This is a genomic window from Williamsia soli (assembly GCF_017377795.1).
Lineage (GTDB): Bacteria > Actinomycetota > Actinomycetes > Mycobacteriales > Mycobacteriaceae > Williamsia > Williamsia soli.
In genome coordinates this window covers 422,149-434,341 of sequence record NZ_JAFRDR010000002.1, presented here as the reverse complement: position 1 = coordinate 434,341, position 12,193 = coordinate 422,149, and the positions used below count along the sequence as shown (strand labels likewise).

Here is a 12,193-nt window from a genome sequence, read left to right as displayed (position 1 = left end):
TGCCGCAGACGGGCCACACGATGGCCCAGCACATCCACAGCTAAGGAGCTCATAGTGACCGTTCGTGTAGGCGTAAACGGATTCGGCCGGATCGGCCGTAACTTCTTCCGTGCCATCGAAGCGCAGAAGGCGCTCGGCACCACTGACATCGAGATCGTCGCGGTCAACGACCTCACGGACAACGCGAGCCTGGCACATCTGCTCAAGTACGACTCCATCCTCGGTCGGCTGCCGCAGGATGTCTCGCTCGAAGGTGACGACACGATCGTCGTCGGAGATCGCAAGATCAAGGCTCTCGCACATCGCGGCCCGCTCTCCGAGCTGCCCTGGGGCGACCTGGGAGTCGACATCGTCGTCGAGTCGACCGGTATCTTCACCGACGCCGCCAAGGCCAAGGGGCACCTCGACGCCGGAGCCAAGAAGGTCATCATCTCCGCGCCCGCCAAGGGTGAGGACATCACCATCGTGCTCGGCGTCAACGACGACAAGTACGACGGAAGCCAGAACATCATCTCCAACGCGTCATGCACCACGAACTGCCTCGGCCCGGTCGCCAAGGTCCTCGATGACGAGTTCGGCATCGTCTCGGGTCTGATGACCACGGTCCACGCGTACACCCAGGATCAGAACCTGCAGGACGGCCCGCACAGTGACCTGCGTCGGGCTCGCGCCGCCGCCCTCAACGTGGTGCCCACCGGCACCGGTGCAGCGAAGGCCATCGGCCTGGTGCTCCCGCAGCTTCTCGGCAAGCTCGACGGCTACGCGCTGCGCGTGCCGATCCCGACCGGCTCGGTCACCGACCTCACCGCCATCCTGAAGAAGAAGGCGACCGTCGACGAGATCAACGACGCCATGAAGGCCGCAGCGGAGGGACCCCTCAAGGGCATCCTGAAGTACAGCACCGCACCGATCGTGTCCTCGGACATCGTCACCGACCCCCACTCCTCGATCTTCGATGCGCCGCTGACGAAGGTCATCGACGAGCAGGTCAAGATCGTGTCCTGGTACGACAATGAGTGGGGCTACTCCAACCGCCTCGTCGACCTCACCGGTCTCGTTGGAAAGTCGCTGTAGCACAACCAGTTCGAGTAGACCCTGACCCTTCGAGCGCCGGGAGACGACGCGCCTGATGACCACCTCGGTACCCACCCTCGCTGATCTGCTCGCGACCGGAGTGGAAGGACGGACCGTTCTGGTCCGATCCGACCTCAACGTTCCGCTGGACGGCTCCACCATCACCGATGCCGGCCGGATCCTGGCCTCGGTGCCCACCATCAAGACGCTGTCCGACGCGGGCGCGAAGGTCATCGTGACCGCGCATCTGGGACGTCCGAAAGGCGCACCGGATCCGGCCTTCTCGCTGGCCCCTGTCGCTGAGCGGCTGGGCCGCGAGCTGGGCCGCAACGTCCAGCTGGCCACCGACGTGGTGGGCGGCGATGCTCTCGCGCGCTCGGAGGGTCTGACCGACGGTGACGTCATGATGGTGGAGAACGTGCGGTTCGATCCGCGCGAGACCTCCAAGGATGCAGCCGAGCGCGAGAAGCTGGCCAAGGCGCTGGTGGAGCTGACCGGTGACGAAGGTGCGTTCGTCTCGGATGGGTTCGGGGTGGTCCACCGCGAGCAGGCGTCGGTGTACGACGTGGCAAAGCTGTTGCCGCACTACGCCGGTGGCCTGGTCGCGGCCGAGGTCGAGGTTCTTGCGAAGCTCACCACGGATACGGCGCGCCCATACGCGGTGGTGCTCGGTGGTTCCAAGGTCTCCGACAAGATCGGTGTCATCGAGGCGTTGGCGCCGAAGGTCGACACCCTGGTCATCGGCGGCGGGATGGCGTTCACGTTCCTGGCGGCCAATGGCTTGTCGGTGGGTTCGTCGCTGCTACAGGAAGACCAGATCGACACCTGCAAATCTCTGCTCGAGCGGTTCGGCGACGTCATCCACCTGCCGATCGATGTGGTGGTGGCCGACAAGTTTGCCGCTGACGCCGAGGCGAAGGTGGTGTCGTCTGCGGAGATCCCCGACGGATGGATGGGTCTGGACATCGGGCCGGAAGCGGTGAAGCGATTCGCTGCGGTGCTCGGTGAGGCCAAGACCGTGTTCTGGAACGGTCCGGCCGGCGTCTTCGAGTTCGAGAAGTTCGCCTCCGGTACGAAAGGCTTGGCCGAAGCGATCATCGGCGCCACCGAGGGCGGTGCGTTCTCGGTGGTCGGCGGCGGCGACAGCGCCGCGGCCGTGCGCACCCTCGGTCTTCCTGAGGATGGTTTCTCTCACATCTCCACCGGTGGCGGAGCCTCCCTCGAGTACCTCGAGGGCAAAGAACTTCCCGGACTGAAGGTATTGGAGAGCTGAGATGGCCACCCGTAAACCGCTGATCGCGGGCAACTGGAAGATGAACCTGAATCACCTCGAGGCCATCGGACTGGTGCAGAAAATCGCATTTGCGTTGCCCACCAAGTACTTTGACAAGGTCGACGTCACGGTGATCCCACCGTTCACCGACATCCGGAGTGTGCAGACCGTCGTGGACGGCGACAAGCTGCTCCTCACCTACGGCGCACAGGATCTTTCGGCGCACGACTCCGGCGCGTACACCGGTGAGATCAGCGGCGCGTTCCTCGCGAAGCTCGGGTGCACATTCGTCGTCGTAGGACATTCCGAGCGTCGTACCCTGCACGCCGAGACCGATGACGTGGTGCTGGCCAAGACCAAGGCTGCACTGAGGTACGAGCTGACGCCGATCGTCTGTGTCGGAGAGGGACTCGAGATCCGTGAGGCGGGCGACCACGTCGCCTACAACATCGCTCAGCTCAAGGGTTCCCTCGCCGGGTTGAGTGCTGACGAGATCTCGAAGGTCGTCATCGCCTACGAGCCGGTCTGGGCCATCGGTACCGGCCGGGTTGCCAGTGCCTCCGATGCTCAGGAGGTGTGTGCAGCTCTGCGGACGACACTCGCCGAGCTCGCCGATCAGAAGATCGCCGATTCGGTGCGGGTTCTCTACGGCGGTTCGGTCAACGCCAAGAACGTGGGCGAGATCGTCGGCCAGACCGACGTCGACGGTGCGCTCGTCGGCGGTGCCTCACTCAAGTCGGACGAGTTTGCCACCCTGTCGGCCATCGCCGCCGGCGGACCGCTGCCCTGACCCCCGAATTGGGGCCTTCTGGCGAACGTGACCTGCGGGTTTGCTTGCCAAAAGGCCCCATTTCCGGGTTTCCGGTGCGGCCGGTACAGTGGTAGATCGGCCGTTCGAACAAACTTATGATAGGAAACGACACGTGAAGCTTGCCCTGGACATCGGACTCGTGGTTACCAGCGTGTTGCTGATCGTCTTGGTGCTGCTTCACCGCGGTAAGGGCGGCGGCTTGTCGTCGCTGTTCGGCGGCGGCGTGCAGTCCAGTCTGTCCGGTTCAAGCGTCGTCGAGCGCAACCTCGACCGACTGACAGTCTTCGTCGGCGTGATCTGGACAATCTTCATCCTCGGTATCGGCCTGGACATCAAGCTCTCGTAACACCTTCGACCAACGTCGGTTGTCGAGATGCGCCGGCCCCGGGCTGGCGTAGATACTGAGCGGGTGACTGACAAGCGCCCCGCCGTGCCCCGTCCGGAAGCCGGCAGCACCGACAGACAACTGACCGAACCGCTACGCGAAGACATTCGCCTCTTGGGCGGCATCCTCGGACAGATCGTCCGCAAACATGCCGGTGAGGACACCTTCGAACTCGTCGAGAAGGCCAGGGTCGAGTCCTTCCGGATCCGCCGTTCAGAGATCGATCGCACCGAACTCGAGACCCTGTTCCGCGATATCGACATCTCCGAGGCGATCTCGGTGATCCGCGCATTCAGCCATTTCGCCCTGCTCGCGAACCTGGCCGAGGACATCCACCGAGAACGGCGACGCGCGATACACGTCCGCGCAGGTGACCCGCCGCAGGACTCGACGCTCGCAGCCACATACTCCAAACTCGCGGCCGCGGGCCTGCGCGACGAGCAGGTCGGCGCTGCCCTCTCCGACGCCACAGTGGTTCCGGTGATCACCGCACATCCCACCGAGACCCGGCGCCGAACGGTGTTCGAGGTGCAGCGTCGGATCACCGACCTGATGCGCTTCGCCGGGCGCACGGAACTGACGCCCGCCGAACGCGACGAGGTCGACAAAGCTCTGAACCGACAGGTGCTCACGCTGTGGGAGACCGCACTGATCCGCCTCGAGCGACTTCAGATCCAAGACGAGATCGAGGTGGGACTCCGGTATTACGACGCGGGGTTCTTCGAGGTGATCCCACGCGTCAACGCCGAACTCCGGGCCTGGCTCCAGGAGCATTACCCGGCTGCCGGTGTCTCAGACGATCCCATGCTGCGAATGGGCTCGTGGATCGGCGGGGACCGGGACGGCAATCCCTTTGTGACCGGGGAGATCGTCGGCATGGCAACCAGGCGGGCCGCGGAAACCGCTGTCTCGCACCACCTCGCCGAACTCGCGACACTGGCCCAAGAACTCAGTCTCACGTCGCGACTGACCGAGGTCGGCGACGAGGTCTTCGCGCTCGGCGGTGTGAAACGCGGCGAGACCGAGGCCGACGAGCCGTACCGGCAAGCGTTGCGCACCATCCGCGCGCGTCTGGCAGCGACCGCCGGCGAATTGTTCGGGGATCGATTTGTCGCGGTCAACGACGGGGGATACCCGAAGGACGGCGCCGCGACCTACGCCGACGCCACCGAGTTCCTCGCCGATCTCGATGTGATCGATGAGTCCTTGCGCTCGAACGGCGACGACGAACTCGCCGACGATCGGCTGCTCACCCTCCGAGAGGCCGTGCGGGCATTCGGTTTCCACCTTTCCGGTCTGGACATGCGGCAGAACTCCGAAACCCACGAAGAGGTGGTTGCGGAGTTGCTGGCCTGGGCCGGTGTGCACTCGGACTACCTGTCGCTGGGGGAGGCCGAGCGGGTGGAGTTGCTCACCGCCGAATTGAGCAACAGACGCCCCTTGACCGGGCCGGGGGCCGATCTCTCCGACCTCGCGCACAAGGAACTCGACATCGTTCGCGCGGCGGCGGCGGCGGTCGAGGCGTACGGACCGCAAGCGGTTCCCAACTACATCATCAGCATGTGCACCTCCGTCAGCGACCTGTTCGAGGCCATGGTGTTGCTGAAGGAGGCAGGCCTGTTCGATCCCGGGTCGGCGGACACCGCACCGAGTTCGTCGGTGAGGGTGGTGCCGTTGTTCGAGACCATCGAGGATTTACAGCAGGGCGCTACGACCCTGCTCGCCGCCCTCGACATTCCGCTCTACCGTTCGCTCATCGACGCCCAGGAGGGGATCCAGGAGGTCATGCTCGGGTATTCCGACTCCAACAAGGACGGCGGGTATCTGGCGGCGAACTGGGCGCTGTACCGGGCTGAGCTGGATCTCGTCGATGCTGCGAAGAAGGCCGGCATCAGGTTGCGACTGTTCCACGGTCGCGGCGGAACGGTCGGTCGCGGTGGCGGCCCGAGCTACGACGCGATCCTCGCGCAGCCTCCGGGCGCCGTTCAGGGTTCGCTGCGGATCACCGAGCAGGGCGAGGTCATCGCAGCAAAGTATGCAGAACCGGTGGTCGCACGGCGGAACCTGGAAACCCTTCTCGCGGCGACCATCGAATCGTCGTTGCTGGACACGGAGGGCCTCGGGGCCGAGGCCGAGGCGGCCTACGCCGTGCTCGATGAACTCGCTGCATTGGCGCGTGCGGCGTACAGCGAGCTGGTGCATGAGACGCCAGGATTCGTCGAGTACTTCGTGAACTCCACCCCGTTGTCGGAGATCGGGTCACTCAACATCGGCAGCCGCCCCGCCTCTCGTAAGCAGACAGAGAAGATCTCGGATCTGCGGGCGATTCCCTGGGTCCTGTCCTGGTCGCAGGCCCGGGTCATGTTGCCTGGCTGGTACGGCACCGGCGCGGCCTTCGAGCAATGGGTTGACGGCGACGACGACCGGCTCGCGACCTTGACCGACTATTACAACCGTTGGCCGTTTTTCCGCACAGTCATGTCCAACATGGCGCAGGTGATGGCGAAGTCCGACCTCGGCCTCGCTGAGCGGTATTCGCGCCTCGTTTCGGACGAAGCGTTGCGCGAGAAGGTTTTCGGGATGATCACCGCCGAGCACGATCGCACGACCTCGATGTATTTCAAGATCACTGGAACCGATGATCTCCTCGCCGACAACGCCGCGCTCAAGCGTTCGGTCTTCAACCGCTTCCCGTATCTCGAGCCGCTGAATCACCTACAGGTCGAGTTGCTACGCCGCTACCGCAGTGGGGACGATTCGGATCTGGTGCGCCGCGGTATCCAGCTCACCATGAACGGACTCGCAACGGCACTACGCAACAGCGGGTAGTCGACACAGAAGCACACCGTTCGGTCACATGCACCTGTTGCAACGGGTGCATGTGACCGAACGGTGTGTTTTTGTGCGGGGATGGCAACCGGGCCGTGATGGGGTATGTTCGAGTTCTGCGAGACGGTTCTCCGTTTTCGTCTCACTGGAACCGAACAGGAGTCTGGGTGTCCACACCAACGCCGATTCGTCGGCAGCTCGAACCGCAGTTCCCCGACGCCGTCCGGTACGCAGACGCGGTGAACAGCAAGGCGGTGATGCGCGCACGTCGGTTGGCGCAGCGACTGACCGGCAAGGACCTCTTTCCGGCGGAGGAGCACATCCGTACATTTGCCGCGGAGATGTTCACCACGGACCCCGTTGCAGAACGATTCGTGGACGAGGTCTACGGCGTACTCGGCGGCGAGGCGGCCCGCGCACTACTCGACAAGGCGTTGACCGAAGGGCTCGACTCGATCGAGAATCCGCCGCCGGCGATGGTGGCGCTCTTCGAGGAGTTCGAGACCGTTCCCGACTGGGTCGACCCGGCACAGATAGCCGAAGGTGAGGCCATCTGGAGGCGATGGGGGACATCGTTGTTCAGCGTGGCGGGCGGAATCACCCTCGAGATGTACACCGAGGCAGCGGTCGCCACCCCGCTGTCGCTCGCAGGTGGATACGCCGGTGACAACGCTCTGCGGCGGTTCCTGGAGACCGCCCGCTTCTGGATCGACGTGTCCGAGCCCGATGCCCTCCTGACACCCGGGTCGGCCGGTCGGGCCACCGCCATGCGGGTGCGGGTCATGCACGTCTGGGTCCGCCGCACGGTCGCCGAACATCCCGAATGGGACTCCGCGCGTTGGGGTCTGCCGATCAGTCAGTCGTACCAGTTGCTCACCCTGCTCGGCGGAAGTGTGGTGCCCGCGATGGCACTGTGGATGGTCGGGGTCCAGACCTCGCCACGGGAGATCCGGGTCCTACTGCATTACCAGCGTTACCTCGGACATCTGCTCGGGGTCCGCACGCAGTGGTACCCGGACTCGATCGCCGATTCGTTGCGACTGCTGGCACTGGTCAACACCACACGCAGTTACGATTCGGGCCCGCACGGCGCAGAACTGATCGAATCGTTCCCCGCGGCCTTCGCCCCCAGAGACGGCCACACCGGTCTACGCCGGATCCGCGAGCTCTACAATTCACGGATCTACGCGGCATATTCAGCGTTGTTCATGATGCCGTGGACGAGACGCAAATACGACATGCCCAGCCCTTTTCCCGCCATCGTGTGGATCGTGCTGAGGCTGCCACTGATGACGATCGTCGAGACCGCACGTCGGGTGTGCCCACCGATCGCACGTGTTCACGAACGACTCATGCGAAGGCATCGCGAGAACTGGCATGCCGCCCAGATGGAAGGCCGCGAGGCGACTTTCGAGACAGGTCGCGGACTACGCCGCTGACGCAGCTGGTCAGGGCAGGTTCGACGCGGCCGCCGGATCGACAAACCACACGGTGGCCTCCGTACCGTGTGCACCGGCACACGGCCAGTCCATGAAGTCGGCACCGGCCACGCCGGCGGCGACGGCTTCAGCCTTTTCCGCACCCGACACCAAGAACCAGACCTCGCGTGAGCGTGCAATGGCGGGCAGGGTCAGGGTGATCCGCTTCGGCGGCGGTTTCGGTGAATTCGTCACTGCCACCACGGAGGCCCGGCTCTCGCCGGTCGCGTCCGAGTGCGGGAACAGCGAGTTGATGTGCCCTTCGCCGCCCATACCGAGCAGGTGCAGATCGAACTCGGGGACCGTCTCGCCGTCGCCGGCCCGGGCAGCCAGACGTTGTGCGTAGTCGGCTGCGGCCGCATCGATGTCGTCACCGAACTCGCCGTCCGAAGATGCCATTTCGAAGACCCGATCCGCTTTCACCGGAACATGATCGAGCAGGGCGGCCTGTGCCTGACCCGCGTTGCGTTCGGAATCATCCGCCGCGACGAAACGCTCGTCCCCCCAGAAGATGTCCACGGCAGACCAATCGATGCCGCCGGAGTCCTTTGCCAGAGCCTCCAGCAGTGCGATGCCGTTGCTTCCGCCGGTCAGTACCACCGACGCGGAGCCGCGGGCCGCCTGAGCAGCCGTGATCGTGGCGATGAACCGCTCGGTGACCGCGTCGACCAGCGAATCCTTGTCGGCAGACCTGAAAATTTCCGGTGTTGTCATGCGTGAACCCTGTCTTCGGCGCGAATGATGCCGGCCACCCCCTGCAGAGCGAGATGGTAGATCTCGTCGGGGTCGAGCCTGCGAAGTTCCTCTGCGAGTAGATTACTCAGCTCGCGGCCCGGAAGTGCAACCCGCCCATCGGGTTTGCCCGGGATGGAGATGATCGCCTGGTTGCTCATCCCGACACACAGCACGAGCGGACCGGCCTCGCGATCGACGGTCACCTTGAAGCTCCCGACGGAACGCGTGACCGGAACATCGAGGACCGAATGCAGCCAGCCCGCGAGCAGGTCGACTGCGGGGGAGTCGGCCGGCCCTTCGACCTCGGCTGCGGTGACCGGACTGTGCGGCGGTTGATCAAGCGCTGATGCCAGCAGTGCTCGCCATGCGGTGATTCGCGACCACGCGATGTCGGAGTCACCCGGGGCGTAGGTGGACAGACGTTGCTGCAATTCCGCGGGGACATCGGTGGCGCGGCGGGCGTCGGTGATGCGGCGGGTGCCGAGTTGACCGATCGGATCCGCGGCCGGGTTGTCTGGTCCACGCCCGGGCCACCAGGTCACCACCGGTGTATCGGGCAGCATGAACGGGATCACAACGCTCTCACCGTGATCGGCGAGCTCGCCGTAGAGGTGCAGGACCACCACCTCGGAGGCACCGGCGTCGCCGCCGACCCTGATCTGGGCGTCCAGTCGCGACTGTGTGTTGCGGTCGCCGCGCGCCACGACGATCACCCGGCACGGGTGCTCGCGACTGGCCTCGTTGGCAGCTTCGATGGCGCCCTCTGTCGGCTCGCCCTCGTCGGTGCAGACAAGCAGGGTCAACACCCGACCGGAGGTAAACGCGCCGCCCGAGTCACGAATCTTGATGAGTTGCTTGCTGATTGCAGTGGTGCTCGTATCGGGAAGTTCGACGATCATTGCTTGCTCCTTCGCCAAGAGGCGCGACTACCGGGACATCAAGGACGACGCCAGGCCCGCCCGTTGCGGGTCATCATCTCGTCAGCGGACTTCGGACCCCAGGTTCCCGATTCGTAGCCGTCCGGCGTGCCCGTCGCGGCCCAGTGCTCGAGCACGGGATCGAGGATCTTCCATGACAACTCGACCTCGGCATTGACCGGGAACAATGACGGTTCGCCCAACAGGACATCAAGGATCAACCGCTCGTATGCCTCGGGGGAGGACTCTGTGAACGCCTGGCCGTAGGAGAAGTCCATGTTGACATCCCGCACTTCCATGGACGATCCAGGAACCTTCGATCCGAAGCGCAGCGTGATGCCCTCGTCGGGCTGCACGCGGATCACCAGTGCATTCTGGCTCAACTCTTCGGTCATCGTCTGATCGAAGGGTAGATGTGGGGCCCGTTTGAACACGAGTGCGATCTCGGTGACCCGGCGTCCCAAGCGTTTTCCGGTCCGCAGGTAGAAGGGAACGCCGGCCCATCGGCGGCTGTCGACCTCGACCGCGATCGCGGCGAATGTCTCGGTCGTCGAATCCGCGGCGAACCCTTTCTCGTCTTTGAGACCAGGGACCGACTCGCTGCCCTGCCATCCGGCCTCGTACTGACCCCGGGCGGTGTTCTCGTCCAGCGGCAAGATGTTGCGGGTGGCCGAGAGCACCTTGATCTTCTCTGTCTGCAACTCGTGCGGTTCAAACGAGATCGGCTCTTCCATCGCAATCAGGGCCATCAGCTGGATCAGATGGTTCTGGATCACATCACGTGCAGCGCCTATGCCGTCGTAGTATCCGGCACGACCACCGAGACCGATGTCCTCGGCCATGGTGATCTGGACATGATCGACGTAGTGCGAACTCCACACAGGGTCGAACAATTGGTTCGCGAAACGCAGCGCGAGAATGTTCTGGACGGTTTCCTTGCCGAGGTAGTGATCGATCCGGAAGACCGAATGCTCCGGGAACACCGTGTTGACCACGTTGTTGAGCTCTTTCGCGCTCTCCAGATCATGGCCGAACGGCTTCTCGATGACCACCCGCCGCCACTTGTCTTCGGACTGGTCGGCGAGACCCGACCGCGAGAGTTGCTCGCACACCACCGGGAACGCCGCCGGCGGAATGGACAGATAGAAGGCGTGATTGCCGTCCGTACCGCGCTTCTCGTCCAACTCACCGAGCGTGTCACGGAGTTTGTCGAAGGCATCGGGATCGTCGAACGTGCCCTGCACGAACCGGAATCCTTCGCTCAGCCGTTCCCAGACGTCTTCGCGAAACGGGGTCCGGGCATTGGCCCGAACCGCGTCGTGCACGACCTGGCCGAAGTCCTCGTGGTCCCAGTCGCGGCGGGCGAAACCGACCAACGCGAACCCCGGTGGCAGCAGCCCGCGGTTCGCGAGGTCGTAGACCGCGGGCATCAGCTTTCTGCGGGCGAGATCCCCGGTGACGCCGAAGATGACCAGACTGCATGGTCCGGCGATCCGGGGAAGCCGCTTGTCCCGTTCATCTCGGAGTGGGTTGACCCAATCAGAGTTGCGGTCGGGCAATGTCTTTCAGCCCTTCGACTTCTCAGCCAACTGCTCAGCGGTGGCGTCGAGCAGTTCCTTCCACGACGCCTCGAACTTCTCGACGCCCTCGTTCTCGAGGACCAGGAACACGTCGGTGATGTCGATGCCGATGGCCGACAGCTTGTCGAAGATTTCCTGCGACGCCGGGCCCTGGCCGATGATCGAATCCGGGTTCACCTCACCGTGATCGGCGAAGGCGTCCATCGTCTTCTCCGGCATGGTGTTGACGGTGCCGGGTGCGACGAGCTCGCCGACATAGAGGGTGTCCGGGTACGCCGGATCCTTCACACCGGTTGACGCCCACAGGGGGCGCTGGGCGTTGGCACCCTTGGCGGCCAGCGCGCTGAAACGGTCATCCTTCTCGAAGACCTGCTGGTAGGCGGCGTACGCGAGGCGGGCGTTCGCGAGCGCGGCCTTGCCCTTGAGCGCTGTGGCCTCGTCCGAACCGATGGCATCGAGTCGCTTGTCGATCTCGGTGTCGACGCGCGAGACGAAGAACGACGCGACCGAATGGATCTTGGAGATGTCGTGGCCGGCGGCCGACGCCTGCTCGAGACCGTCCAGGAAGGCACCCATGACGAGTTCGTAGCGCTCGACGGAGAAGATCAGGGTCACGTTGACGCTGATTCCCTCGGCGATGGTCTTCGCGATCGCCGGGATGCCCGCCTCGGTGGCGGGGATCTTGATGAGCACGTTGGGCCGGTCGACGATCTTCCACAGTTCCACTGCCTGCGCCGCGGTCTTGTCCGAGTCGTGTGCGAGTCGGGGATCGACCTCGATCGACACCCGGCCGTCGACGCCCTTCGACGACTCGTATTGGGGAGCCAGGATGTCGCACGCATTGCGAACGTCGTCGGTGGTGACCGTCCGGATGGTCGCGTCGACGTCGGCGCCGCGGGCGGCGAGCTCGTTCACCTGCTCGTCGTAGGCGTCGCCCTTGGAGAGGGCGGCCTGGAAGATCGACGGGTTGGTGGTGACCCCGACGACCGATTTCGTGGCGACGAGCTCGGCGAGGTTGCCGGACTTGATCCGCGTCCGCGAGAGGTCGTCGAGCCAGACCGATACGCCGGCCTGGGACAGTGCAGCAAGATTGGCGTTCTGTTCACTCATC

Annotated in this window: 10 protein-coding genes; 6 read left to right on the top strand and 4 right to left on the bottom strand. The window is 64.4% G+C overall.

Annotated elements, in window-relative coordinates:
* The first annotated feature begins 54 nt into the window (after positions 1 to 54).
* From gap to J3S28_RS06570, 6 genes are all read left to right on the top strand, one after another.
* Positions 55 to 1,074, top strand: coding sequence for a type I glyceraldehyde-3-phosphate dehydrogenase (gene gap, locus J3S28_RS06595; protein WP_207838997.1), 1,020 nt, complete (start codon positions 55 to 57; stop codon positions 1,072 to 1,074).
* Between the two features lie 55 nt (positions 1,075 to 1,129).
* Positions 1,130 to 2,347, top strand: a complete 1,218-nt coding sequence (locus J3S28_RS06590) for a phosphoglycerate kinase (protein ID WP_207838995.1) — start codon at positions 1,130 to 1,132, stop codon at positions 2,345 to 2,347.
* Position 2,348: 1 nt separating this feature from the next.
* Positions 2,349 to 3,137, top strand: coding sequence for a triose-phosphate isomerase (gene tpiA / locus J3S28_RS06585; protein ID WP_207838993.1), 789 nt, complete (start codon positions 2,349 to 2,351; stop codon positions 3,135 to 3,137).
* Between the two features lie 133 nt (positions 3,138 to 3,270).
* Positions 3,271 to 3,504 (top strand): preprotein translocase subunit SecG, encoded by a 234-nt coding sequence (gene secG, locus J3S28_RS06580; protein ID WP_084836859.1) that lies wholly within the window; start codon positions 3,271 to 3,273, stop codon positions 3,502 to 3,504.
* A 27-nt stretch (positions 3,505 to 3,531) separates the two neighbouring features.
* Positions 3,532 to 6,372, top strand: coding sequence for a phosphoenolpyruvate carboxylase (gene ppc, locus J3S28_RS06575; protein ID WP_207838991.1), 2,841 nt, complete (start codon positions 3,532 to 3,534; stop codon positions 6,370 to 6,372).
* A 257-nt stretch (positions 6,373 to 6,629) separates the two neighbouring features.
* Entirely contained in the window at positions 6,630 to 7,811 is a 1,182-nt protein-coding gene (locus tag J3S28_RS06570; RefSeq protein ID WP_237341240.1) for an oxygenase MpaB family protein, read from the top strand.
* 9 nt (positions 7,812 to 7,820) lie between these two features.
* Here the strand turns inward: J3S28_RS06570 and pgl are convergent, their stop codons facing one another.
* The 4 genes from pgl to tal are packed head-to-tail and all read right to left on the bottom strand — an operon-like array spanning position 7,821 to position 12,192.
* Positions 7,821 to 8,564: a 6-phosphogluconolactonase gene (gene pgl, locus J3S28_RS06565; protein ID WP_207838987.1), complete on the bottom strand. Its 744-nt coding sequence runs from the start codon at positions 8,562 to 8,564 to the stop codon at positions 7,821 to 7,823.
* The gene (locus J3S28_RS06560; RefSeq protein WP_207838984.1) at positions 8,561 to 9,484 is read right to left on the bottom strand and encodes a glucose-6-phosphate dehydrogenase assembly protein OpcA; all 924 of its coding nucleotides are present in this window, start codon (positions 9,482 to 9,484) and stop codon (positions 8,561 to 8,563) included. Before J3S28_RS06560 ends, pgl begins: the two co-directional genes overlap by 4 nt.
* Positions 9,485 to 9,522: 38 nt before the next feature.
* A complete protein-coding gene (gene zwf / locus J3S28_RS06555; protein WP_207838979.1) occupies positions 9,523 to 11,061 on the bottom strand; it encodes a glucose-6-phosphate dehydrogenase in 1,539 nt (512 codons plus the stop codon).
* 6 nt (positions 11,062 to 11,067) lie between these two features.
* Positions 11,068 to 12,192 carry a transaldolase gene (gene tal / locus J3S28_RS06550; protein ID WP_207838976.1) on the bottom strand — a complete coding sequence of 375 codons (1,125 nt, stop codon included), beginning with the start codon at positions 12,190 to 12,192 and terminating at the stop codon, positions 11,068 to 11,070.
* Position 12,193: the final 1 nt, after the last annotated feature.